The following is a 26370-nucleotide window of genomic DNA, read 5'->3' as shown; positions in this document are numbered from 1 at the left end:
CGGCTACGGGGCGGCGGTGATGTTGCCCTTCGCGTCCACGGTGTGGGTCTGCCAGTACGTGTCCCACTTGTCGTCGACGTGCTGCGGCACCTTCCCCTTCGGGTACCGGGCGTAGCCGCTCGGCGGGTTGTCGCCGTTCTTCACGCAGGCGCCGCCCGCGGTGCTGCCCACGGCCAGGACCGGGTACTCGCCCCCGCCGCACATGGCGTCCGCCGTGGAGAACGAGCAGGCGGACAGCAGCCCGGCGGCGGATATCAGGACGGACGTGAGAACGGCGACTCGCGTGCGCTTGCTCATGGTTGGGGTCCCCCGGTCGGATGCTCGACTGTTCGAATCGGTCTGAGAGCAAGGCTGTCGGAGGAGGGGCGGACCTTCATGAGTACGGAGGCTCAGAATCGGGGCACGGGTTACTCAGGGGGACTCAAGCCCGGGTTGCCCCGTCAGCCGGTCGTCGTCCGCACGGGCGCGCTGCTGCGGCCGTGTCCCCGGCCGCTGAGTTCGGCGTCGAACGTCTCCTGGGCGACGCGCATGACCTCGGCGTACTCGGGTTGCCGCAGCCGCTGCCACATCTCGTCCTCGGGGACGTCCTCGACGTGGGCGACCACCCACCAGATGTTGCCGAAGGGATCCTTGATCCGGCCGCCGCGCTGCCCGAAGGCGTCGTTCGCCAGGGGTGTGACGATGCGGCTGCCGGCGTCGACGGCCCGGGCGAACGCCTGGTCCGCGTCCGGCACGAACACGCGCAGCAGGCTCGGCATGACGGGCCAGTCGGCGGCTCGGTCGAAGGCCAGGACGACCGTGTCGCCGACCCGGATCTCACCGTGACCGATCGCCCCGCCCTCGGTCACCACCCGCCCGAGTTCCGTCCCGCCGAACACCGCGGCGACGAAGTCGAGGAAGGCTCCGGTGTCGTCGGTGACGACCCAGGGGGCGACGGTGGTGTAGCCGTCCGGGGCGGAGTTGGTGGGGTGGGACATGGTCGGATTCCCTTCGTCGCTGCCGGGTGTCGGGCGTGACGATAGGGGAGGGGTAGGACAGTTCCTGTCCTACTGAGGCATGCCGATGCCGACGCCGACGCCGACGCCGAAACCGATGCCGATGCCGATGCCGATGCCGATCCTGACAGTCAGAGGAAGCGGCCCCGGTGGAACAGCAGCGGAGCCGCATCCCCCTCGCCCGCCACCCCCAGCCCGTCCACCCGTCCCACCACGATCAGATGGTCGCCCCCGGTGTGCACCGCGTGGATCGTGCAGTCGATCCAGGCCGCGGCGTCGGTGAGGCGCGGGGACCCGGAGACGGGGGACGCGTCGTAGGGAACGCCCGCGAACTTGTCCCTGCCGCTGATCGCGAAGCCGCGGCACAACTCGCCCTGGTGGGCGGCGAGTACGTTGACGCAGAAGACGCCGGCGCGGGCGATGCGCGGCCAGGTCGTGGACGTACGGCCGACCATGAAGACGACGAGGGGCGGGTCGAGGGAGAGGGCGGAGAAGGACTGGCAGGCGAAGCCGGCGGGACCGGGTTCGCCCTCGGCCGCGGGGGCGGTGATCACCGTCACGCCGGTCGCGAACGTGCCCAGGACGCGCCGGAATTGACCCTGGTCGACCGGTGCCCGCTCGTCGTCCGTGACGCACCGAAGCTCCGGCCGCGGCAGCGCCTCGACAGGCTGCGCGGCCGGAGCGCTTCCGGCCGACCTGAGGTACCGGACGGCGGCCGCGGCCGCCCCTGCGTGTCCCATCACAGCACCCATTGAAGCTGACGGTGCATCAGATAGGAAGGGGTACGGGCCTGTCGGCATCCGGTATCACGGACCGGCCGAAATCGCCTCTGTGCTGGGCCAATTCACAGACTGCCGGTCAGAACATGGGGGTTACGTCGCCCCACGGACCCCTCCGGGTCACCCGCCGCACGCCCACCCCCGGCAGTGTTGCGGAACGACCGCCACCGGTATGTCACCGATGGCAGCCGTGACTTGAGGAGCACCCACACGATGAACCGTCTCACCGCACGCGGCGGAGCCGTGGCCGCCGTCGCCGGCCTCGCCCTGACGCTCGCCGCCGCCCTGCCCGCGCAGGCCGCCGACTCGACCGTGACCGAGTCCCAGTGGCTGACCGACGTCGCCGCCGTCACCGGTCCCGCGCAGACCTACATCGACTCCCGTGCCGCGGCCAACACCTCCGGTGCCAAGCAGGCGATCGTGCTCGACATCGACAACACCTCGCTGGAGACCTACTTCGAGGGCGGCATCACGCCCCCCGGCCACCCCGCCGGTGCTCGCCCTCGCGCAGGACGCGCACGCCAAGGGCATCAGCGCGTTCTTCGTCAGCGCCCGCAGCAACCTCTTCAACGCGGTCACCAAGTCCAACCTGACGTCGGTCGGTTACACGGTCGACGGCCTCTACGCCCGCACGGTCGCCCAGCTCCTCACGGAGTCGATCGCCGACTTCAAGACCTCCCAGCGCAAGGCGATCGAGGCGAACGGCTACGACATCATCGCCAACATCGGCAACAACACGACCGACCTGTCGGGCGGTTACGCCGACACGACGTACAAACTCCCGGACTACGACGGCCTGTTGGACTGACCGGCGTCGCACGACCGACACCCACGGTGTCCGCGTCGGCGGACGGCGATGTCAGTTCTTGTTCAGTGACCGGCTCACGCCCGCGACCACGGCGGTCGTGAGCAGCCAGCCCGCCGCGATCAGCGCGTAGGAGAGCCATTGCGCGGGGCTTCCCTCCGGCCAGTACCAGGCGGTGCGCTGGCCGAGGCCGCCGATGGGGATCAGCAGGTCGAGGGTGTAGACGAGGGCGTTGAACGGTGGGCCCTGACCGGGCTGGGCCGGTTTCGGCGACTGGCCGCCGAAGACGACCATGCCGAGGGCGGCCAGCGCCATGATCCACACTCCGGCCAGCCAGGGGCGGTAGCCGTAGCCGACGAGGGCATCGAGCAGATGCCCCCACACCCGGCCGACCGGGTGCAGAGTGCTGCGGCGGTGACGCTGCTTGGCGAGCAGGACCTTGCGGGCATCGTCCTCGTGGCCGACCTGCCGGTACCAGCTCGCCAACTGCTCGTAGGGCTGCGGGGCGTAGCCGGGCTCGCGTCGGATCCACGCGACGCGACGCGTCACGTCGGAGCCTCGCGGCCCGTCCTCCTCGGACTGGAGGGAGGCATAGCCGAACCCTTGGAGCCGCACGACGCCCGGCCAACTGCTCTCGTCGTCGTGCAGCACCGCAACGTGGGCTCCGCGCAGATCCACTGCTCCGGGGGGTGGTGCGGCGGGAGTGAAGCGGAGATCTCCCGCCTGCATCCTTGTGCAGTCCAGGGACACGCCTTCCCCGTTCAAGTGGGCGCCGTCGAAGGTGAGTTGATCCGCTACCTGCGCGCCGCGCAGCCGTACGGTCCCCTCGGCCGTGAACCCCTCGGAGAAGACCAGGGTCTGCGCCACGGCGTTGTCCGCGAGGAGCGCCGGGCCGTCGGGATTCTCCAGCCGGGCTCCCTCCATGAACAGGCCGCCGGGCAGTTGGGCTCCCAGCAGCCGTATCCCCCCGTGCGCGACGAAGCCTCTGCGGCAGAAGAACCCGCCTTCCATGACCAGGCCGCCGGCGAACAGCGCCCAGCCGTTCGAGGCCGACAACTGCGCCCCGCCCAGCTGCAGTTCGCCCGCTATACGCGCTCGCATGAGCGACAGCGTGCCGCGAAGAACCGAACGCTCCAACGTGAGGGAGCCCTCTATGGCGGCCAACGTCGCGTCGAGGCCCGGCACTTGGCAGTCGACGATCCCGATCGTCCGTGTGGCGGCTCCGTAGAAGCTCGGTGCCTCCTCGAACCAGCAGCCGTCGAAGCGCAGCAGGTGCCCGATGTCCGCACCGGCCAGATCGAGATGACCGGTGATCCGCGCGCCGACGATCCGCAGAGCGGCGGCCGCCCCCGGCGGCGCCGCGTTCGCTCCCCGCGCCAGAGCCGTCACGACGGCCGCGCGAAGCGTGCGCTCGGGCCCCCACCCCGCCCCGTCGGCCGGATCGTCCTCGCTCGGCGTACCCGCGCGCAGATCCACCTGACGACCCTCGGGGAAGGCGTCCCACAACTCCCGCTCGGGCGAGGTCATTTCTTCGTACGGCAGCATCGACACAGCGTAGAGAGTGCGGGCCGGGAGAGCCCGTCAGCGCCCCCGGTACTCCGGACTCCGCCGCTCCACGAAACTCGCCACGCCCTCCCGCGCGTCCTCCGTCGTCATGTTGATCTCCTGCGCCGCCGCCTCCGCCGCGAACGCGGTCGTACGGTCGCTGTCCAGGGACGCGTTGACGAGCTGCTTGGTGAGGGCGAGCGCGCGGGTCGGACCGGCGGCGAGGCGTTCCGCCCAGTCGCGGGCCGTCTTCTCCAACTCCCCATCCGGTACGACCCTGTTGACGAGGCCGAGCCGTTCCGCGTCCGCCGCGCTCACCGCGTCGCCGAAGAACATCAGCTCCTTCGCCCGCTGTGGACCGATCAGGCGCGGGAGGAGATACGCGCCGCCGCCGTCCGGGACCAGGCCGCGGCGGACGAACACCTCGATGAACTTCGCTGATTCCGCGGCCAGCACCAGATCGCAGGCCAGGGCCAAGTGTGCGCCCAGCCCCGCCGCCGTGCCGTTCACCGCCGCGATCACCGGTTTCTCGCAGTCCAGGACGGCGGCGATCAGGCGTTGCGCGCCCAGGCGGATCACCCGGGCCACGTCACCGGCCACCCGTTCGTCACCGGCCGAAGCTCCGCCGCCCCGCAGGTCCGCGCCCGCGCAGAAGCCGCGCCCGGTGCCGGTGAGGACCACCGCCCGTACCTCCCGGTTCGCCGACGCATCCGCCAACAGCCCTATCAGGCGGTCCCGTTGAGCCGGAGTGATCGCGTTCAGCGCCTCGGGCCGGTTGAGGGTGAGGTACGCGACGCCGCCCGCGATCGTGTGCGTGACCTCAGCTGTCGGATCAGCCGTCGGATCGGTCACCGGCACACCGCCAACGCGTCCAACGCCACCGCGCCCTGTCCCCGAGGCAGCACCATCAGCGGGTTGATGTCCAACTCCGAGAGCACATCGCCCAGTTCGAGCGCCATGCGCTGCACCCGGAGGATCACCTCCACCAGGGCGTCCAGGTCAGCCGGTGGCCGACCCCGTACCCCGTCCAGCAATGGCCGCCCGCGCAATTCGCCGAGCATGTCCCGCGCCGCCTCCTCCCCGAACGGCGGCACGCGTACGGCCACGTCCCGCAGGACCTCCACCAGCACTCCGCCGAGCCCGACCGTCACCGTCGGCCCGAACAGCTCGTCCTGCGTGACGCCGACGACCATCTCGACGCCCCGCTCGACCATCTGGCAGACGAGGACACCATCGAGGGTCACGTCCTCGTACCTCGCGATGTCCGTCAACTCCCGGTACGCGTCCCGGACTTGGCTCGCCGATGTCAGGCCCACCTTCACCAGGCCGAGTTCCGTCTTGTGCGCGATCTGCGCGCCGGACGCCTTCATCACCACCGGGTAGCCCACCAGCCCCGCCGCCCGTACGGCCGCCGCCGCGCTGGTCACCAACTGCTCGCGGGGGACCCGGATTCCGTACGCCCGCAGGAGCTGTTTCGCAGCGTGCTCGCTCAGCTGCTGGCCCGGGCGCATCAGGGCCTCGGCCTTGCGGAAGGAGGGGGAGACGGTGCGGGGGGCCTCGTCGAAGGGGGAGCGGTAGGCGTGGACGAAGCGGTGGTGCGAGAAGTAGGCGTGGAGGGCGGTGATGCAGTTGCCGACCGTGCGGAAGGTGGCCACCCGAGACGAACCCAACAGGCGCTCGCGGTACGCCGGTTCGGTGCCCACCGGTGAGCCCCACACCACGCAGACCAGTTTGTCGGTCTCCTCCGCCGCGGCCACCAGGTCCTCCACCAGCTTGTCGCTCAGCGGGGGGAACGGACCCGTGATCGGGCAGACCAGCACCCCCACCTCCGGGTCGTCGAGGATCGCGTCGATGATCTTCCGGCCACGCCAATCACCCACCGGGTGACCGCCGTTGTCCACCGGGTTCGCCACGCTCAGGTACGGCGGTATCCACTCGTGGAGTTCCGCCTGCTTGGCCGTCGACAGCTCGGGCAGCCGCAGTCCCGCCTCGCTCGCCAGGTCGGCGAAGTGGGCGCCCGTGCCGCCGGAGATCGAGTAGACGACGACCCCCTCGGCCACCGGAGGCTTCGCCCGCGCCAACAGGGCCGCCGTGTCCTGGAGTTCGTCGAGGCCGTCGACGCGGATCACGCCGTACTGGCGCATCGCCGCGTCCACCACCGTGTCCGCGCCGGTGAGTTTGCCGGTGTGGGAGGCGGCCGTGCGGGCGCCGGTCTCGGTGCGGCCGACCTTCACCGCGACCACCGGGACCTTGCGGCGGGCGGCGCGGTCGGCGGCCAGGAGGAAGGAGCGGCCGTCCTTGAGGCCCTCGATGTAGCAGGCGATGGCGCCGACTTCGGGGCGCTCGGCGAAGTAGGAGATGAAGTCGGCCGTCTCCAGGTCGGCCTCGTTGCCGGTGGGGGCCCAGTGGGAGAGGCGGATGCCGAGTTCCTGGAGGGCGAAGACCGGGCGGCCCTGGTGGCCGGACTGGGTGATCAGCGCGATCGCGGGGCCGTCCAGGTCCTCGCGGAAGTTCTCGAAGGCGTTGAGGTTGGTGTTCGGACCGAGGAGACGGAGTCCGGATCGGCCTACGGCGGCGGCCAGTTGGGCCTGTGCCAGCGCGCCCTCCTCGCCCGTCTCCGCGAACCCGGACGCGAAGGCGACCGCGAACTTCACCTTCGCCTCGGCGAGTTGCTCGATCACGGGGATCGGGTTCGCCACCAACACCACGGCCAGGTCTACCTGTTCGGGCAGGTCGCCGATGGACGGGAAGCAGGGGGCGCCGAAGACCGTCGTACGGGTGGGATGGACCGGATGGAGACGGGCCCCGACTCGCCCTGCCCAGGCCATGAGTTGGCGGGTGATGCCCGTGTTCGGGCGGCCCTCCGCGTCCGAGGCGCCGATCACGGCGACCGACTCGGGGCGGAAGAAACGGTCCAGGTCGGGTACGCCCGCGTACAACGGCCGCCCACTGACGTCGAGATCGTCGACGTCGGCGGGCCTGCCGTGGACGGCGGGGCCGGGTTGCTCACCGCAGGCGATGACCCGGGCCCGGCGGGAGTCGGTGGTGAGGGTGCCGTGGGTTGATCCAAGCATCGGTCCGCCCCGCTCCTGTGTGACGGCATAATCAACTGACGCACTGTCAGATTACTGAACTGACACAGTGTCAGGAACTGTCGTGCACGCAAAGAACGCAGATGACCCGGATCGCGGAGTCGAATCCCTGTGCACCCCTAGGCGACTTGGCCCTTCCGCACGGCCTTGGCGACCGTCTTCGCGATCTTCTCCGCGTCGATGGCCAGCTCGCGGAACATGCCGCTGATGGGGTTGGTGAAGCCGGTGAAGTAGAGGCCGGGCGCGTCCTTCGGGGTGCGGGCCCCGTTCACGACCGGCTTGCCGCGGGTGTCCAACACGCCGAGGTGGCCGACGAGTTGCTCCAGGGAGCGGTCGTATCCCGTGGCCGCGATCACGGCGTCCGGGCCGATGCGGTCGCCGCCGGCGAGGACCACCTTGCCGTCCTCGAAGCTCTCCACGGCCGGCACGATCTCGACCCGCCCCTTGCGCACGGCGTCGATGAGCCCGACGTCCTGGACCGGGATCGACCCCTCCTTGACCCGGCTGTACAGCCCGGTGTCGGGGCGCGGCAGCCCCTGCGCCGACAGGTCAGGCACGCTGAGCTTGGCCATCGGCCCCGCGAGCCGGTCGACGACGCCGACCGGCAGCCGTCGTACGAGAACGCCCGTGTACTGGGCCGCCCAGCCCGCGGTCGAGCGGCGGACGATGTGCGGGGTCGTGCGGACGGAGAGGCGGACGCGGGACGCCCCGCCCTCCACCAGGTCGACCGCGATCTCCGCGCCCGTGTTGCCGATGCCGACGACGAGGACGTCCTGGCCGGCGTAGGGCTGGGCGTTGCGGTAGGCGGCGGCGTGCAGGAGGTCGCCGGTGTAGGTGTCGCGGCCGGGCCAGTCGGGGATGCGGGGGGTGTGGTTGGTGCCGGTCGCGATGACGACCGCGCGGCCGGTCAGCTCGCGGCCGCCGGTCGCGTGCAGCAGCCAGCCGGTGCCGTCGGCCGAGCGTTCGACGCGGGAGACCTCGACGCCGGTGACGATCTCCAGCTCGTGGACCTCGGCGTACTTCTCCAGATAGCGCACCACGTCGTCCCGCGAGACCCAGCGCCCGAACCGGCGCGGCATCGTGAGCCCCGGCAGGCCCGACAGCCGCCGGGTGGTGTGCAGGTGGAGGCGGTCGTAGTGCCCCCGCCAGGACGCTCCGACCCGGTCCGACTTCTCCAGTACGACGGCACGGATGCCCTGCGCGCGCAGCGCGTACGCGGCGGCGAGACCGCCGGGGCCGCCGCCGATGACGTACACGGGACGGTCTGCGTGGTTCTGCACCGCGGGCTGCGCGGACGCTGTGGAGTCGGCCATGAGCGCGAGCGTAATCACGCGCTCCGTTGATGGGTCTCGGTCAAGCCCGGAATTGGTTGCGGATTGATCACGGGTGTGGAGGACCGGGTGAGGTTGCTGGCGTAGAGCCTCTGGTTGTGGGATGCGCAGTAAGGCACCGCGGCCGGGAAACGTGAACGACGCCGAGCCCGCACGGTGCGCGGTGGGGCTCGGCGTCGTGGTCGCGGCAGGCGGGTGCTACTTGCCCCTGCCCTTGGCCTTGTGTCCCGTCACCTGGGCGATCCAGGTGATGAAGTCACCCGGGTCGGTGTTGGCGCCGTGGCCCTCGTCCCAGTAGTAGATGTGGTTCACGTCGTCGCCCAGGTTGTCGAGGCGGGCGGCGAGGTTGGCGGCGACCGTCAGCGAGGTGTCCGAGTCCTTGGTGCCGAGGCGGATCCACCAGTGCTTGGAGCGGTTCGGGTTGACCTTCTCGACCAGGTGGTACATCGGGTTCATCAGGTCGAGCTTGGCCGGGATGTCGCTCGCGACGCGCTTGCTGCTCAGGCCCGTTGAGTCGTTCTTCGCGCCGTACGCCGTGAAGTGGCGGGCCAGCGTCGTGCCCGTGCCGAACTCGTTGTTCTCGCCGGCCGACAGGTCGAAGGCGTCGAAGGCGGGGGTGTCCTTCTTGCGGGCGCCGACGTGGGTGAGGAAGTCGGCCCAGGTGAAGGTGGCCTTGCCGCCGGACCAGGTGATGAAGGTGTTGGCCTTCAGGTAGGTCGCGCGGGTGGCGTCCGAGAGGGCGGCGAGGTACGTGGTCGCCGAGGGCTCCAGGTACTGCTCGACCATGTACTCGTCGAGGTTGCGGGCGTTCAGCGGACCGAACCCGCCGAGGCCGCGCAGCTTCAGACCGGCCTGGTACTCGGCGAACTGTGCCTGCAGCGCCTTGGAGACCGTCTGGTCCACCAGCTTGCCGGTGCTCAGGTCGTTGGCGCCCCAGTTCCACTCGTAGGCGCCGTCCGCGTGCTCCAGGTCCGTGATCGGGCACCAGGCGCCGGTCGCGAAGATCGCGTCGGAGGCGTCGGCGGCGCCCAGCGCCTTGAGGTACTTGTCGTAGATCGGGCTGTCGCCGGAAGCGCCGAGGAGCGAGGACAGCGCGCCACCGGCGCTGGTGCCCGCGGAAACGATTCGCTCGACGTTGCCGGGGATGCGGCCCTTGTTGGACCGGATGTAGCGGACCGCGGCCTTGAGGTCGACGATCGCGGCGGGTGCGGTGCCGTAGTACTCGCCGCTGGAGTTCTTGAGCGTACGGCCGCGGGCGCCGGGCTCGATCACGACGTAACCGGCGGCCAGCGCGAGGAGCTGGTTGCTGGAGGTCGCGCCGCCGGTGGCATTGGTGTTGCCGTTGGCGCCGGGGGCGCTCGCGGAGGCCGAGGCGCCGGCGGAACCGGTGGGGGCGCCGCTGGGGGCCGCGCCGCCGCCCATCGCGGAACCGCCGCCGCCGACCTCGGTGGCCGTCGACACGGAAGCGGGCAGGTAGCCGCCGACGGAGTTGGCGAACAGGATCGGGGCGTTGCTCGCGTCGACCGCCTTGCCGTCGATCTCCACCGGGGCGCTGACGATCAGCGACTGGTAGGTGGCGTCGACCGGCTTGGCGACGTACGTGATCGCCTTCCAGAAGTGGTAGACGACCGTGTGCTTGGTGCCGGCGGTGTCCGTGATCGACTTCGTCAGCTTCGTGTAGGCGTCCGGGTCGAAGACCAGGGAGCCCGTGGACGACGCGGACTTCGAGCTGCTCGACGCGTTCGCGCTGAGCGCGATGCCGCCGACCGCCGCGACACCGGCGGTCGCGCCGATGCCCATGACTACCGTCCTGCGCTTCACTGCCCTGTGCTTCACCGTGCTGCCTCTCGTCTTCCTGACCGCGTCTTCCCGACCGCTCCTTGGCCTTGCGCTTGCGAACGTAATTCGGCCCGAACAAAATCGTCAACAATCTGCCGGGTATTCACGGGGGACCCACAGCGGCACGGCCGGAACACAGGATTTTCATGGCGGGCTCTCTGCTTTCTTCAGCTTCTGACGTACCGTCAGATTCATGGATGCGATCTGGCTCAGCGGAGCGGACTGGCTCGCCGTTCTCCGCATAGGACTCGGGCTGTGGTGGCTGGAGAGCTGGCGGCACAAGGACAAGAAGGCCTGGTTCGAGCGCGGCACCGGCATCGCGTGGGCGGCCGATGTCGCCGCCAAACACCGCTGGACGGCGGTCCGTTCGGGCTTCGACATGATGGTCGCGCCGCGCCCGCGCACGATGGCGTACGTCGTCGTCTACGCCGAGTTGGCGGTGGGCCTCGGCCTGGTCGTGGGCTTCCTCACCCCGGCCGCGCTGGTCGGGGGCCTGCTCCTCAACGTCCTCTACTTCACGCTCATGATCCACGACTGGGCGGAACAGGGGCAGAACGCGATGATGGCGCTTATCTCGCTAGTGGCGTTCTTCGCGATGTCCTGGCAGGTGTGGTCGGTGGACGCGGCACTGGGATGGTTCCAGTGACCGCCGCCGCCCCGCGCTACGACGTTCCCGAGCCCGACGCGTTCACCCGCACCTACTGGGAGGCGGCGGCGCAGGGTCGACTACTCATCCGCCACTGCGCGGACTGCGGCAGGCCCCATCACTACCCTCGCGAGTTCTGCCCCCACTGCTGGAGCGAGAACGTCACCTGGGAACCCGCGAGCGGCCACGCCACCCTCTACACCTGGTCCGTCGTCCACCGCAACGACCTGCCGCCCTTCGGGGAGCGGGTGCCGTACGTGGCGGCAGTGGTCGATCTCGCGGAGGGCCCGCGGATGATGACGGAAATGGTGCAGGTCGGCCCCGCCGAACTCCGCGCGGGGATGCCGGTGGAGGTGACGTTCCGGGACGGGGTGCCGGTATTCAGGCCGAGGGAAAATGACGTACCCGGTGCGCCCGACGCTTGATTCAATGGCGCGATGGCCCACATACGCGAGCGGTCTCTGCGGTACCCCTTCCCCGAGCTGAACGGTCACGGACTGCGGCTGCGCCCCTGGGACGCCGACGCCGACAGCGATGTGACGGACTGGCTGCGCGGGGTGTCCGACCCCGAATTCCAGCGCTGGAACACCCCGTTGCGGCCGGTCACGGATGTCACCGGCGCCCGCAACTCGCTGCGCTCCCGCGCCGAGAACGCGGAGGACGGCGTGAGCGCGTCGTTCTGCGTCACGGACGCGGCCGACGGTACGACGCTGGGGCACATCGGCATCAACGACATCGACCACGTCATCCGCGTCGCCCGCGTCGGCTACTGGACCCTCCCCGAGGCGAGAGGCCGCAACGTCGCCACCCGCGCCCTCACCCTCGCCGCCCGCTGGGCCCTCACCGACCTCGGCCTGCACCGCCTCGAACTGGGCCACGCCCTCGGCCACGACGCGTCCTGCCACATCGCGGAACGCTGCGGCTTCCCGGCCGAGGGGACGCTGCGCGGGGCGATGTTCGAGGCGGGCCGGCGGGACGCGTTCCGCGACGTACACCTGCACGGCCGGCTGGCGACGGACCCGGAGGTCCAGCTGTGACGACCACCGACTGGCATAGCACCGGCGACCTGACCCAATTCCTCACCCGGGCAGGGGAGTTCCTGCGCTCCCGCCCCGCGCTGCACACGATCCACCTGACGGTGACGGAGGCGCTGCGGAGTCGAGGGCTGCGCGTGTACGGCGAGGGTGACCCGGTGTTCGGCACGCTGGAACGCGACGGCGAAGTGCGGGGCGCCTTCTTCCGCACACCTCCCGGCCGCCTGATGCTGACGCCCCTCACCGCCGAGGAGGCCAACGACCTGGCGTCTCAACTGGCCAAGCGCGACGAAAAGTTGCCGGGTGTCATGGGCGAACGGGACACGGCGTCGGCCTTCGCGGAGGCCTGGATGCGGCTGACCGGATCCGTACCCGAGATCCACGCGCGCCAACGCCTCTACCGCCTGGGCGAGTTGACGCCCCCGCACCCCCTTCCACCAGGCCGCCCGAGAATCGCGACGGCAAACGACCGCGAACAACTCACGCGCTGGTACGTCGAGTTCACCGAGGCGATCGGAGAGAGCGGTACCTCGCAGGACCCCGGCGAATGGGCCGACGCCCGGATCGCGTACGGCGGGATCACGCTCTGGGAAACCCCGGACGGTACGCCGGTGTCCATGGCCGGGCTCACGCCGAAGGTGGCCGGCCAGATCCGAGTCGCCCCCGTCTACACCCCGGCGGACCTCAGGGGCCGGGGCTACGCGGGCGCGGCGACGGCGGAGGTCAGCAGAATGGCGAGGGCGGCGGGCGCGGACGAGGTACTCCTGTTCACGGACCTGGCCAACCCCACGAGCAACGCCCTGTACCAGCGGCTCGGTTACCGCCCGGTGGAGGACTTCGCGGGCTACGACTTCCACCCCGCCCCGGCCCCGAGGTGATACTCACCCCATGGCAACGGGAACGGACCTCGACGAACTACTGAGATCACTACGGGTATGGGCCCCCGAGCGGACCAAACTCCCACCCCTGGACCCGACGACAACCCCGGACACCCCCCTCCCCCTCTTCACCACATGGTTCGCGGAGGCGGTGGCGGCGGGCGAGCCCGAACCCCACGTGATGTCGCTGGCGACGCGCGACGGCGACCCGGCGTCGGAGGGCGGCGGCCTCCCCGACGTACGGATGGTGATGCTGCACGGCGCGGACGAGGAGGGCTGGTCCTTCGCAACCCACTCCACAAGCCGCAAGGGCCACCAACTGAAGGGCTTCGCCTACGCGGCCCTCGCCTTCTACTGGCCCCGCCTGGGCCGCCAGGTCCGCCTACGAGGCCCGGTCCTCCCGGCAACCCCGACCGAATCCCAGTCGGACCTCCACGCCCACTCGACAGGCGCCCTGGCAGCAGCCCTGACCGGCCACCAGAGCGAACCCCTCTCATCCTTGGACGAGTTGAGACAAGCGTCGGAAGAGGCCTGGGAACTGGCCCAACGAGAACCGAAAACCCCTGCCCCGTCCTGGACCCTGTACCGCGTGTTCCCTGACGAGGTCGAGTTCTTCCAGGGCGATGCGCTACGACGACACGTGCGCCTGAGCTATATCCGGGCGGAGCGGGGCTGGACGAAGGAGTTGCTGTGGCCCTGAGTCGATGAGTGGCCCAACGTCCACTGATGAACGAAGTACGTTGATCCCAAGCTCATCGGAGGGAAGGCTGGGGGACTGTGAACGGGCGCCGTCCATTGAAGCGCGCGGCCGGTGCCGGAGCAGTCGTAACCCTTCTGCTTGCGGCGCTCACGTCCTGCGGTGGTGCGGCACAGGACAAGGCGCCCTCGATCACCGCCCCCGAGGTGTTCTACCTGCGGCCCGTCGGTGACAAGTCAGGCCCTCATGACAAGGACCCGTTCCACTTCTCCGCCGCCGACGGCAAGGTGCGTACCGGTGGCAGGGGACCCGTCGATCACACCCTCACCGTGGACGTGCTGCCCGGTGCGCAGAGTGCGGTCGTGCTGCGCAAGGGCGGGAACTGTACGGGCAGTTCGACGCATATGACGTGTGAGGTGCGTTCCGAGTACGACAGTCGGTCGGACGGCGGTGTCTCTCTCGTCGCGGCCAAGGGCAGTAAGCCTGGGGACGCGGGGGACGTTCGGTACACGTACGCGGATCGGAGCGGGAAGAAGGTCACCGCGCGGACGAAGGCCGTCGTAGGCGAGCCGGTGGTCGAGGTGTTGACAGCGAAGGCGGTCAGTGGAGTTCGTCCGGGGGTTGAGCTGAGCCGGTCGATCGTCGTCCGGAATGCCGGCGAGGTGCCGGTCAGGGGGCTGGGGCTCGCGATCGGTCTCGAACAGATGGAGTTCGAGGAGCGGTACGCCAACTGCCGTTATCCGGGCTTCTACAAGGGCCACATCGCGGTCTGCGAGTTCCCGGATCTCCGTATCGCGCCCGGACAGACCGTGACCCTCCGGCCCGCGCTCCGGCTCCGTACATCCAAGACGCGGATGTACGCCTCCTTCAACAGTGAAGCTCGGGCGCTGGACATGGGGCCGGGGTACGCGGGTGTCATGGCCAGTGGGGACCACGGTGACGGTCCGGCCCTTCGGCCTGAAGTCACCGCCGCCGAGAACGGCACCTACGCCAAGGGCGGCGGCTGGACGAACGTCGTGCTCGACACCCACGCCGACTACTCGGTCTCCGACGTCAACCTGTACGGCGCCCCCGGCACCAAGCGGACCTTCGAACTCACCGTCCGCAACAACGGCCCGGCCAACGCCGGCGCCACGGAGAAGCTCGTGTTCAGCCCACCGCTCGGCATGGAGATGGTGAAGCAGCCCATGCAGGAGTACGACGAGGACGCCTACGAGCCCTACTGCGAGAACGGCGCCTTCACCTACACCTGTGACATCAAGGCCCTGGAGCCCGGCAAGACCCAGACCTTCACCTTCACGATGCGCCTCGGCGACCCGGGCGAAGGCACCCTGACCCTCCAGGACAAGGGCCCGGCCCATGATGGCCATGATGGGTACGTCGGCGACCGCGACCCGGAACCGGGCAACGACAAGGCTGTCATCAGAGTCCGGCCCGAACAGTAGCCGCCGTGTCCGTTGAACTGCCCGGCCGGACGCCGCGTACCAGTCGCTGAGGGCCGCATCGGAGGAAGGGTCGAGCGATTTCAGTTTCCGTGGAAGTGAGGGCGAGCGACGCACCCGTGCGTCGGCAGGTGCTGGGGCTGGACGGTCTCCGCGGGCTGGCGGCGCTGTACGTGGTGCTGTTCCACTGCTGGTTGTACGCCTTCCCGGGGTATCCCAACAGTTCGGCACCCCGGGTTCTGGACGTGCTCATGTTCGGGCGCATCGCCGTCGTCTTCTTCCTCGTGCTGTCCGGGTTCTCGCTCGCGATCTCCCCGGCCCGACACGGCTGGCGGTCGGGCGGTGTCGGCCAGTTCCTGCGGCGCCGGGCCTGGCGGATCCTCCCTCCGTACTGGGCCGCGTTGGCCATGAGCCTCGTCATCTCGCTGTTCGTGGTGCCGGCTTCGCACTACGGTCCGCCTGATGGGTCGTCTTTTCTTGTTTACGGCCTTGTCCTTCAGGACGTCTTCTTCGCCCCGACCCCGAACGGCGCCTTCTGGTCGATCGGAGTGGAGGCCGAGTTGTATCTCCTCTTCCCCCTCGTCCTTCTTGTCCGGCGGCGCTTCAGCGCGGCCGCCGCGGTCGCGTGCGTGATGCTCCCGGTGATCGTCCGCGGGCTGCTGGCCCCGGGCTCGAATCCGGTCGAGGGCGACAACTGGCTCGCCCCGCATCTCGCCCCCGTGTTCGTCGCCGGAGTGGTGGGCGCCGGAATCGTCGTCGCGTCGGAGCGGGTTCGACGTCTGCCGTGGGGATGGTTCGCCGTCCTGGCCGCCCTGCCCGTGCTGGCTCTCGGCTTCATCCAGGGTTCCGTCTGGACGGTGCGCCACTACTTCTGGATCGACCTCGCCATCGCCCCGGCCATGACGATGCTGATCGCCGCCGTCGCCACCGGCCAACCCGCCTGGCTCGTACGGCTGTTGACCGCCCGGCCCCTTCAGCGGCTCGGCGACTCCTCCTACAGCCTCTACCTCATCCACCTGCCGATCGTCCTGGTCGTCATCCGTCGCGTGGCCCCGCATTTCGTCGCTCCCGGGCTGCACACCTTCTGCTTCACGCTTCTCGTGGGCCTGCCCGTCTCGCTGCTGACGGCATGGCTCTTCTCCCGGGTCTTCGAACTGCCCTTCAAGCGGAACCGGTCCTGGAAGTCCCTGACGGCTCAGCTCCGCCCCAGCACCACGGTCCCCGAGGAGCAGAACCAGCCGCCGGTTCCTGAGGCGACCCCGAGCCGCGGCAACTCCCCGTCCGCAAGCCTCACTTGACGCGCCCCGCCCTCCCCGCGCAACTGCCGCACCGCCTCCACCAGCAGGAACAGCCCCCGCATACCGGGATGTTGGGCCGACAGCCCGCCCCCGTCCGTGTTCACCGGCAACTCCCCGCCGTCCACCCGCAACCGCCCCTTCTCCACGAAGGCACCCCCCTCGCCCTTCGCGCAGAAACCCAGGTCCTCCAACGTCACCAACGTCATGTACGTGAACGCGTCGTAGATCTCCGCGAAGTCGATCTCCGAGGCCTCGACTCCCGCCCGCTCGAAGGCCAGTCGCCCGCTCACCGCCGCAGGTGACACCGTGAAGTCCGGCCACTCCGACATCGCGGCATGCGACACGTGCTCCCCGGTGCCGAGCACCCACACCGGCGCGGTACGGCAGTCCCGTACGTACTCCTCGGCCGCCAGCAGCACCGCCGCCCCGCCGTCGGACCGTATGCAGCAGTGCAGTTTGGTGAACGGGTCGGCGATCATCGGGCCGGAGAGGACGTCGTCCACGGTGATCGGGTCGCGGAACATCGCCTCGGGGTTGAGGGCCGCGTTCGCGCGGGCCTGTACCGCCACCTCCGCCAACTGCTCGATCGTCGTGCCGTATTCGAGCATGTGGCGGCGCGCGGCCATCGCGTACTTCGCGATCAGCGTGTGGCCGTAGGGGACTTCGAACTGGAGGGGGCCCCGCGCGCCGAAGGACAGGTTGCCCGTTCTGCGGCCCGCCTTGATGTCGGCCCGGGCCGTCGAGCCGTAGACCAGGAGGACGGCGTTCGCGTGGCCCGCCGCTATCGCGTCCGCCGCGTGGGCCGCCATGACCTCCCAGGTCGAGCCGCCGACCGAGGTGGAGTCGACCCAAGTGGGGCGCAGGCCAAGGTATTCGGCCACCTCCACCGGGGCCAAGGTTCCGAGACCCGCTGACGCGAAACCGTCCACCACCTCCCGGCCCAGGCCCGCGTCCGCCAGTGCGCGGCGGGCCGCCTGGGCGTGCAGGGCGTAGGGGGTTGCGTCGTCCACGCGTCCGCAGTCGGACAGTGCCACGCCCACCACGGCGACCTTGCGGCTCCCCACTGGCATGAGGGGCCTCCTCCCTCTGTGCATATCGTGCCCGGACTCCTAATATGACGGACCGTCAGATCTGGAGGGAAGTGCCATGGATGCCAGCTTCACCGCCGAGCAGGACGAGATCCGCCGTACCCTCCGCGAACTGCTCCAGAAGCGGTGCGGTTCCGCCGAGTTGCGCGCCGCCGTCGACACCCCCGCCGGACACGACCCCGCCCTCTGGACCGCCCTCGCCCAACAACTCGGCCTGCCCGGACTCGCCCTCCCCGAGGCCTACGGCGGTGTCGGCTGCTCGGCCACCGAACTCGCCCTCGCGGCCGAGGAGACGGGCCGTTTCCTGGCCCCCAGTCCTCTTCTCGCCACCGCCGTGCTCGCCGCACCCCTCGTCCTCGCCCTCGGCACCGACGCCCAGCGCGCCCGCCTGCTGCCCCGCATCTCCGCCGGCACCCTCACCGCCGCCCTCGCCGTACCCGGTACCGCCCTCACCACCGCCCTCACCCTCACCGGCCCGGGCGGCGGGGAGTGGGCGGGGGGCGGGCGCGCGGGCGGGGTGCAGGCCCGGCAAGTCGGAGACTCCGGGTGGCGGTTGTACGGGCAGGTCGCGCAGGTCCTCGACGGGCATAGCGCCGAGTTGCTGCTCGTCGCCGCTCACGCCGGGGGGTTCGCCCGGTCGCGGACTCTGCTCTTCGTCGTCGCGGGCGATGCGGACGGGCTCGTACGCGTACGGCAGACCGCACTGGACGCCACCCGGCCTCAGGCTCGGCTCGAACTGCGGGATGTAGAAGCGGAGTTGCTTGGTGCGGACGACAGTCCGAGCGTTCTACGGGAGCTCTCCGTCAGCGGCGACACCGTCGCCGCCGTCCTCGCCGCCGAAGCCGTCGGGGCCGCCGACCGGGCGTTGGAGCGGACCGTTCACTACGTCAAGCAGCGGGAGCAGTTCGGGCGGGCCATCGGGTCGTTCCAGGCGGTGAAGCACCGGTTGGCCGATGTGTATGTGCAGGTGCAGGCCGCCAAGTCGGCTGCCTACTACGCCGCTTGGGCGATCGGTCACGGGGAGCGGGTCGGTGGGCTGGCCCTCGCGCAGGCGCTTGAGGCGCTGCGGACCGCTGCCAGTGAGGGGATTCAGCTGCACGGCGGGATCGGGTTCACCTGGGAGCACGACGCCCATCTCTACTTCAAGCGTGCCGCCGGGGACGAGTTGCTGTTCGGGCCGGTGCATCGGCTGCGGGCGTATGCCGCCGAAGGTGCGCGTCTCTTCGAGAGTCACGAGGTGACGGTGTGATCGGTGTGCGTGCGGTGCAGAAGGTTTCGTCGACGCGGGCGTTCGCGCGGATCGCCCCGCATGTCATCCCCGCCATGGACCGGACCGTGCACCGGCTCACGCGCGGGAAGGTGCTGCTCAGCGCCCAGATGCTGCCGGGGGTGATCCTGACCTCGACCGGGGCGCGGAGCGGGCAGGCGCGGCGCAGCCCCCTTGCCTGTATGCCGGAGGACGGCGGCTGGGTGCTCGTCGGGTCCAACTTCGGACGGGCCGGGCATCCCGCCTGGACGCACAACCTCATCGCCCACCCCGACGCCGAGATCAGCTGGAAGGGGGACGAAATCCCGGTCACCGCACGGCTGTTGGAGGGGGAGGAGCGGGCCGAGGTGTGGAAGACCGCGCTCGTCTTCTGGCCGCCGTACGCCACGTACCAGAAACGCGTCGAGCGGGAGATCCGGCTCTTCCGGGTCGTGCGGCGCTGAACTCGGTGTAGATGCAGGGCAGGCGGTGGTCCACCGGAGTGAACCACCGCCCACGAGACAGGACTTGGGACCTGGAAGCAGGAACGTCTACTTCGTCGGTTTCTTGCCGGTCACGCCCAGGTGGACCAACAGCGCCAGGTTCGGCTTGAGTTCAGCCTGCTTGACGCCCCACGTCTGGAAACCCTTCTGGTGCGAGGCGACGGCCGCGAGCATCGCGACCAGTGAACCGGCGACCGCCGCCGGGTTCACGTCCTTGTCGACCCTGCCCTTGGCCTGCAACTCGGCGACCGCGTCCGAGAGGGAGTTGTTCACGGAGTTCAGGATCTTCATCCGGATCTTGTAGAACCGTTTGTCGCCCTCGGCGGCCCCGAGGTCGACGACCCTGAGGATCGCGTCGTTCCTGCGCCAGAACTCCAGGAATCCGTCCACGAGTTCCTGGGAGGTCTGCCAGCCTGCCTTGCCGACCCATGAACGGCCGGCGAGCAGTTCGGTCAACTGACCGCCCTCCGTGGCCATTTGCTCGGCGATTTCCAGGACGGCACCTTCGACGTCCGGGAAGTACTGGTAGAAGGTCGCGGGTGAAGTCCCCGCCTTCCGGGCGACATCGATGACTTTGACGTCCCGGTAAGGGGAGGAGCTGAGCATCTCGCTTAGGCAGTCGAGCAGCTTCTGCCGGGTCGCCTGCCCACGCCGGCCGGCCACGCGGCCGTCGACGGTACGCACTTGTCCTGTCATGCCGTCAGCTTACCGAGGGGTGATCGGAGCGCGATTCGGCCGACTGCAAATGGGGTGCACGAGGGTCCAGAGGGTGGTGTGCCTGGTCTGCGGGGTGCGTGCGGCGCCGTTACTTTGACGGTATGGCCGAAAACAGGGCATCCGCGAAGGAAGAGACCTACGGAGAGGGCGTCCCCTGCTGGGTGGACGCGCAGCTTCCCGACCTGGCGGCGGGCAGGCGGTTCTACGGTGAGCTCTTCGGGTGGACCTTCGAGGAGGCGTACGGCGGCTCCGTATGGGCCCGCAAGGACGGTGAGGCGGTCGCCGCGCTCGCCCACAAGGCGGACGGGCGGATGCCGACCGTGTGGACGGTGTACTTCGCGACGCCGGACGTGGTGCGGCTGAGCGGGCGTATCCGGGAGGCCGGCGGGCAGATCGTCATGGCTCCGGTGGCCTTGGGGGAACTGGGCACCGCCGTTCTCGCCGCCGATACCGAAGGTGCCGTCTTCGGGCTGTGGCAGGCGGCCCGGCATCCCGGTTTCGGGACCCGGCACAAGCCCGGCACCTTCGGCTGGGCCGAGCTGTACGCCCGCGACACGGAGGCCGCGAACAATTTTTACGGCGGACTTTTCACAGACGCCCTCTTCGGACCGGATGCCGTTCCCGATTTCGGGCGGGCGCCCGTCTCCGACGTGTTCCCGGTCGAGATGCCGCCGCATTTCCTCGTTCACTTCCGGGTCGAGGAGATCGCCGCTGTGCTGGGGGCCGTGCGGCGGCTCGGGGGGCGGGTTCAGGTTCCGCTCTTCGAGACGTCGTACGGGAAAGTGGCGGTCGTCACCGACAATCAAGGGGCGTCGTTCGCACTGCTGCAACGCTGACACCTGGACGTTTGTCCGGAGATATGGCGAGACACCCCGATTAGTCGCCGGGTTCGCAACCTGTGGCCCGGCCAGGAAGAATCAGGGTGCGTGCCGCCATGGCGGTGCGGTGGTGAGACGCTGCACGGGGTCGCGTACATAAGTGGGTGGCGTGGCCCGTACGGGGAGGTGGCAGGCAAGTGGTGGATCAGCTGACGCAGCACGATCCGCGGCGGATCGGGCCGTTCGAGGTGCTCGGACGGCTGGGCGCGGGCGGCATGGGGCTGGTCTATCTCGCGCGCTCGGCCTCGGGCCGGCGCGTGGCGATCAAGACCGTGCGGACGGAGCTCGCCGAGGACCAGTTGTTCCGGGTCCGCTTCACGCGTGAGGTCGAGGCGGCACGGGCCGTCTCCGGGTTCTACACGGCCGCCGTGGTCGACGCCGATCCGCGGGCCGCCGTGCCGTGGCTGGCCACCGCGTACGTTCCCGCGCCCTCGCTCGAAGAGATAGTGAACGAGTGCGGGCCCATGCCGGCCCAGGCGGTGCGCTGGCTCGCGGCGGGGGTCGCGGAGGCGCTCCAGTCCATTCACGGGGCGGGTCTTGTCCACCGTGACCTGAAACCGTCGAATGTGCTCGTCGTCGAGGACGGCCCGCGAGTCATCGACTTCGGTATCGCCTCCGGCGTGTCGAACACCCGTTTGACCATGACCAATGTGGCCGTGGGTACCCCGGCCTACATGTCTCCCGAGCAGGCCAAGGACTCGCGGAGCGTCACGGGCGCGAGTGACGTCTTCTCGCTCGGCTCGATGCTCGTCTTCGCCGCCACCGGACACCCCCCGTTCCACGGCGCCAACCCGGTCGAGACCGTCTTCATGCTGCTGCGCGAGGGCCCCGACCTCACCGGTCTCCCGGACGAACTGCGCCCCCTCATCGAGTCCTGCATGCAGATGGAGGCCACCGGCCGGCCCAACCCGGCCGACCTCCAGGCCCAGCTGGCCCCTCACCTCTTCGGCTCCGGCTCCGACGACAGCGGTACGGCGTCCGCCTGGCTGCCCGAGCGCGCGGTCGGCCTGATCGAGACCCGGCGCGGCGGCCGCCCGCCCGTGAAACCGGCGCCCACCAGCGGCCGCAGCGGTGGCGGGCGCGCTGCCGTACCGCCCCCGCCCTCGCACGACCCCGTCGTGCCCGTCCCGGTCGGCGCCCCCGACACCGGGCCCGTACGGCTCGCGGGCGCGCCCGTGCCCATCGGTCCCGGGCCCCGGGTCGCCGACGCCCGCGCCGCCGCCGTGAAGGCACCCCCTCCGGAGGCCGGCCTGGTCGCCACCTGGTCCCGGCCGCGCCCCGGCGTCAACGGCGCCGACCCCGCCGCCGTACCCCCGCCCCCCGCGCTGCCGCCGGAAACGGCCTCCGGCTGGCGCCCCTGGCGGTTCCGCATGTCGAACGACGTCTGGGGCACGCCGACCGTCGCCGGTGACCTCGTCTACGTCACCTCCTTCGAGGTGCACGCCCTGGACGTGCAGACCGGCCGCCGGTCCTTCAAGACCCGGGACGTCGCCTGGTCGATGGCGGTCGCGGACGGCCGTATCCATGCCTCGGACGGCCCCACCCTCTTCGCCCTGGACGCCCGCGAGGGCGGTGACCTGTGGCGGCTGTCCACCGATGCCTGGGTGTACTCCCTCAAGGCCGAGCGCGGCACCGTCGTGACCGGCACCCGCGGCGGCGGAGTGCAGGCCTGGGAGGCGTCCACCGGCCAGAAGCTCTGGCAACTGACCGGCGCGCAGACCGACTTCGAGTCCCCGGAGGCCGGCCCCGCGCTGCACGACGGCACCGTCTACGTCTGGCAGGACGCCCGCCTCCGCGCCCTGGACGCCCGGACGGGCGACGAGCGCTGGGCGTACCCGATCGGCGACGCGGCCTCCTGCGGGGGCGTCCCCGTACGGATCACCGCCGCCCCCGACGGTCACGTCTACGTCGCCGCCGGCACCCGCGTCCTCTCCGTCGACGTCGCGAGCGGCCGCGTCCGCTGGCACTTCGAGGCCCCGGCGGTCTTCCTCTGCCCGCCGACCTTCGCCCCCGGCCCGGCGGTGACAGGTGGCGGGATTTATCTGGCCGACTACCTCGGCACGGTCTACGCCCTCGACGCCGCCGACGGCCGCGACCGCTGGCGTATCGCGACCGAGTCCCGGGCGTCGATCGAACCGGTCCTCGTTGCCGCGGGCCACGTCCACGTCGGCAGCGGCAAAGGGCTGTACACGCTCGACGCGGTCACCGGCACACCCAAGTGGCGCTTCCAGGCGGGCGGCGACATCGTGGGCACCCCCGCGGTCGCCGAGGGCCGCATCCACTTCGGCTCCACCGACCACCTCCTCTACACCCTCAAGTCCGATGACGGCCGCCTCCGTTGGAAGCTCGCGACCGGCGGCGAGATCACCGGGGCGCCGGTCGTCCGGGACGGGGTCGTGTACGCGTGCAGCAAGGACCGCTGCGTGTACGCCCTCGACGCGGAGAAGGGCACGGGCACCGCAAGGACCGCGTGAGCGGGGCCGGTTGGTGCAGGTGGGTACCATGATCGGATGCATACGCGGGGGCGCAGGCTCAAACTCACGGCGGTACTGGCACTGACGGTTCTCACCCTCACCGGCTTCTCCGACGGACGGCACCACAGCACCAGCCGTCACAGGAGCGGCAGTGGTGGGGGAGGGGGCGGGTGCAGCAGCTCAAGCCAGGACCACGACACGTCGACATCGTCCGGCAGTTCGTCGTCGGGCGGCTCGACAGGCGGTTCGTCCGGGGGCAGTTCCTACACCCACCGGCCCAACTACCGCTCCACACCCACCTCTACGGCCACCTCCGGCAGCGGCATCAGCCTGCGGGACGGTACGGCGAAGCTCGTGAGCTGCGCGACGGCGACCAAGCAGTACGCGACCGTCGAGGTCAGCAACCCGAACAGCCGCAAGGCCACCTTCTCCGTCGACGTCACCTTCAAGGACGCCCAGGACAACGAGGTCGACTTCAACTACGCGGACGTGAAGGTCCCGGCGAACGGCAGGGCGACCGTCCGGGTGCGCGTGCTCGGCACCTCCACCCCGGTCGACCACTGCGAGGTCGACCCCAGGGCCACCGCCGGGACCTGACGCTCACCGGGTCCGGAAGCCGCCGTTCTTCCGGCCGGCGAACAACTCCGCCTGCCGTTCGGTCGGGAGATTGCCGAGGGCGATGAGCGGCGGCGCCTGCGCATACGCCTGCGCCCGCGCCGCCTCCTTCGCCGCCCACAACGCCCGCACGGTCCCCTGGACCCCCTCGGTCGGATACCCGGCGATGACGGTCGCGCAGGCCACGGCGGCCTCCAACGCCCGCCCGGGCTCGGTGAGTTCGGAGACCAGCCCGAGCTCGTACGCCCGCCGAGCGGAGATCCGCTCGGCCGTCCCCATGAGCATCATCCGCGCGACCTCGCCGTACGGCATCCGATGCGCCATCAGCACCGACTCGTACGCGCTGACCATGCCGTACGTGGTGTGCGGATCGAAGAACACGGCGGTCGGGTCGGCGACGACGAACTCGCTCTCGCCGAGCAGATAGAAGGCCCCGCCGCAGGCCATCCCGCGCACGGCGGAGATCACCGGTTTCCAGAGGTCGTTCGCCTTCGGGCCGATGTGGAGCAGCGGATCGTCCTGCATGTAGGGCGAGTTGGGCTGCGGGACGACCGCGTCCCGGTCGAGTCCGGTGCAGAAGGCGCGGTCCCCGGCTCCGGTGAGGACGACGGCCCGTACGGAGTCGTCGAACCGCAACTCGCGCCACACGGACGCCAGTTCGGCGGCCGTCGCGAGGTCGATCGCGTTGAGCTTGCGCGGCCGGTCGAGGGTGACGACCGCGACGCCGGTGTCCTGGTCGACGGAGACGGTGAGCGTGGTGAGAGCCGGGAGAGAGGGGCGAGCGGGGAGAGTCATGAGCGCTCCAGAACCCACTGCGGAAGCCCGCCCTCGTCGAACACGACCTGCACCCGCGCCCCGATCCGAACCCGGTCGGGGGAAAGGGAGTTGAGGGCAGCCCCGGGTCCGGTGACCAGATTCCCGACCAGCCGGATCCGCGGCGCGTCGACCAGCTCCACCACGACCACGTTGTACGGCGCGACGGCGGCGTAGTCGGGGAGGAGCGGGGGGTGGGGGAAGACGTACGACCACACCCGCCCGCGCCCGCTGACCTGCCGCCACTCGCTCGCGAAGGACTGGCAGTGGGGGCAGCAGGGGCGGGGCGGGAAGCGGGGTTCGTCGCAGTCGGCGCAGGTCTGGACGCGGAGTTCGCCCTCGCGGGCGTACTGCCAGAAGGGGGCGCCGTCGTCGTCGGTGAGCGGAGTGAGCATGGCGGTCGACTCCTTGTTTCACTTCGTGAGCAGCAGGGCGGAGGTGGGGACGCCCTCGCCCGCCGTCACCAGGCAGGTGGCGGCGTCCGGGACCTGGGCGGTGCTGGTGCCGCGCAACTGCCGTACGCCCTCGTTGATCAGGTTGAAGCCGTGGACGTACGCCTCGGAGAGGCCGCCTCCGCCGGTGTTGAGGGGGAGTTGGCCGCCGATCTCCAGCGCGCCCCCCTCCGTGAATGCGCCGCCTTCGCCGCGTCCGCAGAAGCCGTAGCCCTCCAGGGAGAGCGGGACGAGGGCGGTGAACGCGTCGTAGATCTGGGCGACATCGACGTCCTGCGGGGTGAAGTCGGCGTGTTTCCACAGGTGTCGGGCGGCGGTCCAGGCGGGGCCGGTGAGGGGGTCGTCGTTCCAGTAGTTGACCATGCCGTGGTGCTGGGCGGGGAGGCCCTGGGCGGCGGAGTGGACGTAGACCGGGGTGCGCCGGCAGTCGCGGGCGCGTTCGCGGGAGACGATCACGCAGGCCAACGCCCCGTCCGTCTCAAGGCAGTTGTCGAAGAGGCAGAGGGGTTCGCTGATCCAGCGGGAGGTCATGTACATCTCGCGGGTGAGGGGGCGGTCGTACATGATCGCGGCGGGGTTCTGATTGGCTCGGTTCCGGCAGGCGAGGGCGACGTTGAACAAGTGGTCCCGGGTGGCGCCGTACTCGTACATGTAGCGGCGGGTGAGCATGGCGATCTCGTCGGCGGGGCGGAGGAGGCCGAAGGGGCGGGTCCACTGGGCCGGGGTGGGGAGTTGGCGGGTCGTGTTGGTCCACGGTCTCGCCCCGCTGCCGCGCTTCCGGGACCGCCAGGCCACGCCGACCGTCGCCTGTCCGGCGGCGATGGCGGTGGCGAGGTGGGCGACGGTCGCGCAGGAACCCCCGCCCCCGTAACCGACCTTGCTGAAGAAGGTCAGGTCCCCGAAGCCGACCGCCTTCGCCAGCTCGACCTCGTCGGTCTCCTCCATCGTGTAGGAGGCGAGGGCGTCGACCTCGCCCGGGGCGATCCCCGCGTCGTCGAGAGCGGCGAGTACGGCCCGACACGCCAAGGTCCGCTCGTCTTCGGGGAGTTGCTTGGCGAAGGAGGTCTGACCGATCCCGACGATGGCGGTCGCGTCCTTCAGCCCCGCCGTGCTCCGTCCCGCCATGCTCTGTCCGGCCATGCTCTGTGCACCTCCGCGTGACACCGGGGCTGCTGACAGGGCGTCAGGCTACAGCTAATCTGA

26 protein-coding genes are annotated in these 26370 nt (G+C 70.3%); 13 read left to right on the top strand and 13 right to left on the bottom strand.

The window, feature by feature from the left end:
* Positions 1–3 precede the first annotated feature (3 nt).
* The 3 genes from ACIBK4_RS19875 to ACIBK4_RS19865 all read right to left on the bottom strand — a co-directional run bounded on the left by ACIBK4_RS19875 (position 4) and on the right by ACIBK4_RS19865 (position 1735).
* Positions 4–297: an SCO0607 family lipoprotein gene (locus ACIBK4_RS19875; protein WP_398996062.1), complete on the bottom strand. Its 294-nt coding sequence runs from the start codon at positions 295–297 to the stop codon at positions 4–6.
* Positions 298–440: 143 nt separating this feature from the next.
* Entirely contained in the window at positions 441–977 is a 537-nt protein-coding gene (locus tag ACIBK4_RS19870) for a VOC family protein (protein WP_398996061.1), read from the bottom strand.
* 149 nt (positions 978–1126) lie between these two features.
* On the bottom strand, positions 1127–1735 hold the full coding sequence (locus ACIBK4_RS19865) for a flavin reductase family protein (protein WP_398996060.1): 609 nt from the start codon (positions 1733–1735) through the stop codon (positions 1127–1129).
* A gap of 532 nt (positions 1736–2267) precedes the next feature.
* Here ACIBK4_RS19865 and ACIBK4_RS19860 point away from each other — a divergent pair.
* Positions 2268–2582, top strand: coding sequence for an HAD family acid phosphatase (locus ACIBK4_RS19860; RefSeq protein ID WP_398996059.1), 315 nt, complete (start codon positions 2268–2270; stop codon positions 2580–2582).
* Positions 2583–2633: 51 nt separating this feature from the next.
* Here ACIBK4_RS19860 and ACIBK4_RS19855 read toward each other — a convergent pair whose 3' ends face one another.
* The 5 genes from ACIBK4_RS19855 to ACIBK4_RS19835 all read right to left on the bottom strand — a co-directional run bounded on the left by ACIBK4_RS19855 (position 2634) and on the right by ACIBK4_RS19835 (position 10347).
* The gene (locus ACIBK4_RS19855; protein ID WP_398996058.1) at positions 2634–4124 is read right to left on the bottom strand and encodes an oxidoreductase; all 1491 of its coding nucleotides are present in this window, start codon (positions 4122–4124) and stop codon (positions 2634–2636) included.
* A 36-nt stretch (positions 4125–4160) separates the two neighbouring features.
* Entirely contained in the window at positions 4161–4976 is an 816-nt protein-coding gene (locus ACIBK4_RS19850; protein WP_398996057.1) for an enoyl-CoA hydratase/isomerase family protein, read from the bottom strand.
* Positions 4973–7198, bottom strand: coding sequence for an acetate--CoA ligase family protein (locus tag ACIBK4_RS19845; RefSeq protein WP_398996056.1), 2226 nt, complete (start codon positions 7196–7198; stop codon positions 4973–4975). The genes ACIBK4_RS19850 and ACIBK4_RS19845 overlap by 4 nt, the downstream gene beginning before the upstream one ends.
* Positions 7199–7335: 137 nt before the next feature.
* A complete protein-coding gene (locus ACIBK4_RS19840) occupies positions 7336–8529 on the bottom strand; it encodes a flavin-containing monooxygenase (RefSeq protein ID WP_398996055.1) in 1194 nt (397 codons plus the stop codon).
* 216 nt (positions 8530–8745) lie between these two features.
* On the bottom strand, positions 8746–10347 hold the full coding sequence (locus ACIBK4_RS19835; RefSeq protein ID WP_398996054.1) for a subtype B tannase: 1602 nt from the start codon (positions 10345–10347) through the stop codon (positions 8746–8748).
* Positions 10348–10579: 232 nt separating this feature from the next.
* On the opposite strand from ACIBK4_RS19835, the gene ACIBK4_RS19830 reads away from it, so the two are divergent.
* From ACIBK4_RS19830 to ACIBK4_RS19800, 7 genes are all read left to right on the top strand, one after another.
* Positions 10580–11032, top strand: coding sequence for a DoxX family protein (locus ACIBK4_RS19830; protein ID WP_398996053.1), 453 nt, complete (start codon positions 10580–10582; stop codon positions 11030–11032).
* Positions 11020–11457 (top strand): Zn-ribbon domain-containing OB-fold protein, encoded by a 438-nt coding sequence (locus ACIBK4_RS19825; RefSeq protein ID WP_398996052.1) that lies wholly within the window; start codon positions 11020–11022, stop codon positions 11455–11457. Before ACIBK4_RS19830 ends, ACIBK4_RS19825 begins: the two co-directional genes overlap by 13 nt.
* Before the next feature lie 12 nt (positions 11458–11469).
* Positions 11470–12069: a GNAT family N-acetyltransferase gene (locus ACIBK4_RS19820; protein ID WP_398996051.1), complete on the top strand. Its 600-nt coding sequence runs from the start codon at positions 11470–11472 to the stop codon at positions 12067–12069.
* Positions 12066–12944, top strand: a complete 879-nt coding sequence (locus ACIBK4_RS19815; RefSeq protein WP_398996050.1) for a GNAT family N-acetyltransferase — start codon at positions 12066–12068, stop codon at positions 12942–12944. Before ACIBK4_RS19820 ends, ACIBK4_RS19815 begins: the two co-directional genes overlap by 4 nt.
* A 10-nt stretch (positions 12945–12954) precedes the next feature.
* A complete protein-coding gene (locus ACIBK4_RS19810; RefSeq protein WP_398996049.1) occupies positions 12955–13644 on the top strand; it encodes a pyridoxal 5'-phosphate synthase in 690 nt (229 codons plus the stop codon).
* A 77-nt stretch (positions 13645–13721) separates the two neighbouring features.
* A complete protein-coding gene (locus ACIBK4_RS19805; protein ID WP_398996048.1) occupies positions 13722–15086 on the top strand; it encodes a hypothetical protein in 1365 nt (454 codons plus the stop codon).
* 116 nt (positions 15087–15202) lie between these two features.
* On the top strand, positions 15203–16381 hold the full coding sequence (locus ACIBK4_RS19800) for an acyltransferase family protein (protein ID WP_398996047.1): 1179 nt from the start codon (positions 15203–15205) through the stop codon (positions 16379–16381).
* On the opposite strand, the gene ACIBK4_RS19795 is transcribed toward ACIBK4_RS19800, so the two are convergent.
* On the bottom strand, positions 16279–17451 hold the full coding sequence (locus ACIBK4_RS19795) for a thiolase C-terminal domain-containing protein (protein ID WP_398996046.1): 1173 nt from the start codon (positions 17449–17451) through the stop codon (positions 16279–16281). The two genes, ACIBK4_RS19800 and ACIBK4_RS19795, sit on opposite strands and share 103 nt — an antisense overlap.
* Positions 17452–17527: 76 nt before the next feature.
* On the opposite strand from ACIBK4_RS19795, the gene ACIBK4_RS19790 reads away from it, so the two are divergent.
* Both ACIBK4_RS19790 and ACIBK4_RS19785 read left to right on the top strand, forming a co-directional pair.
* Positions 17528–18718 (top strand): acyl-CoA dehydrogenase family protein, encoded by a 1191-nt coding sequence (locus ACIBK4_RS19790; RefSeq protein ID WP_398996045.1) that lies wholly within the window; start codon positions 17528–17530, stop codon positions 18716–18718.
* Complete coding sequence (locus ACIBK4_RS19785; RefSeq protein ID WP_398996044.1) at positions 18715–19179, top strand: nitroreductase/quinone reductase family protein; 465 nt, start codon at positions 18715–18717, stop codon at positions 19177–19179. The genes ACIBK4_RS19790 and ACIBK4_RS19785 overlap by 4 nt, the downstream gene beginning before the upstream one ends.
* An 87-nt stretch (positions 19180–19266) precedes the next feature.
* On the opposite strand, the gene ACIBK4_RS19780 is transcribed toward ACIBK4_RS19785, so the two are convergent.
* Positions 19267–19902 carry a TetR family transcriptional regulator gene (locus ACIBK4_RS19780; RefSeq protein WP_266776648.1) on the bottom strand — a complete coding sequence of 212 codons (636 nt, stop codon included), beginning with the start codon at positions 19900–19902 and terminating at the stop codon, positions 19267–19269.
* Between the two features lie 134 nt (positions 19903–20036).
* On the opposite strand from ACIBK4_RS19780, the gene ACIBK4_RS19775 reads away from it, so the two are divergent.
* The 3 genes from ACIBK4_RS19775 (at position 20037) to ACIBK4_RS19765 (ending at position 23884) form a co-directional block, all read left to right on the top strand.
* Positions 20037–20771, top strand: coding sequence for a VOC family protein (locus ACIBK4_RS19775; protein WP_398996043.1), 735 nt, complete (start codon positions 20037–20039; stop codon positions 20769–20771).
* Between the two features lie 179 nt (positions 20772–20950).
* Positions 20951–23287 (top strand): PQQ-binding-like beta-propeller repeat protein, encoded by a 2337-nt coding sequence (locus ACIBK4_RS19770; protein ID WP_398996042.1) that lies wholly within the window; start codon positions 20951–20953, stop codon positions 23285–23287.
* 36 nt (positions 23288–23323) lie between these two features.
* The gene (locus tag ACIBK4_RS19765; RefSeq protein WP_398996041.1) at positions 23324–23884 is read left to right on the top strand and encodes a hypothetical protein; all 561 of its coding nucleotides are present in this window, start codon (positions 23324–23326) and stop codon (positions 23882–23884) included.
* A gap of 3 nt (positions 23885–23887) precedes the next feature.
* On the opposite strand, the gene ACIBK4_RS19760 is transcribed toward ACIBK4_RS19765, so the two are convergent.
* Genes ACIBK4_RS19760 through ACIBK4_RS19750 form a run of 3 tightly spaced genes read right to left on the bottom strand, consistent with a single transcriptional unit; the run spans position 23888 to position 26307 of the window.
* On the bottom strand, positions 23888–24697 hold the full coding sequence (locus ACIBK4_RS19760; RefSeq protein ID WP_398996040.1) for an enoyl-CoA hydratase/isomerase family protein: 810 nt from the start codon (positions 24695–24697) through the stop codon (positions 23888–23890).
* Positions 24694–25110 carry a Zn-ribbon domain-containing OB-fold protein gene (locus tag ACIBK4_RS19755; protein WP_398996039.1) on the bottom strand — a complete coding sequence of 139 codons (417 nt, stop codon included), beginning with the start codon at positions 25108–25110 and terminating at the stop codon, positions 24694–24696. Before ACIBK4_RS19755 ends, ACIBK4_RS19760 begins: the two co-directional genes overlap by 4 nt.
* An 18-nt stretch (positions 25111–25128) precedes the next feature.
* The gene (locus ACIBK4_RS19750; protein WP_398996038.1) at positions 25129–26307 is read right to left on the bottom strand and encodes a lipid-transfer protein; all 1179 of its coding nucleotides are present in this window, start codon (positions 26305–26307) and stop codon (positions 25129–25131) included.
* Positions 26308–26370: the final 63 nt, after the last annotated feature.

This window comes from Streptomyces sp. NPDC050528, assembly GCF_044457795.1.
Taxonomy (GTDB): domain Bacteria; phylum Actinomycetota; class Actinomycetes; order Streptomycetales; family Streptomycetaceae; genus Streptomyces.
The sequence above is the reverse complement of the archived record's forward strand: the minus strand, read 5'-3'. Positions and strand labels throughout refer to the sequence as shown.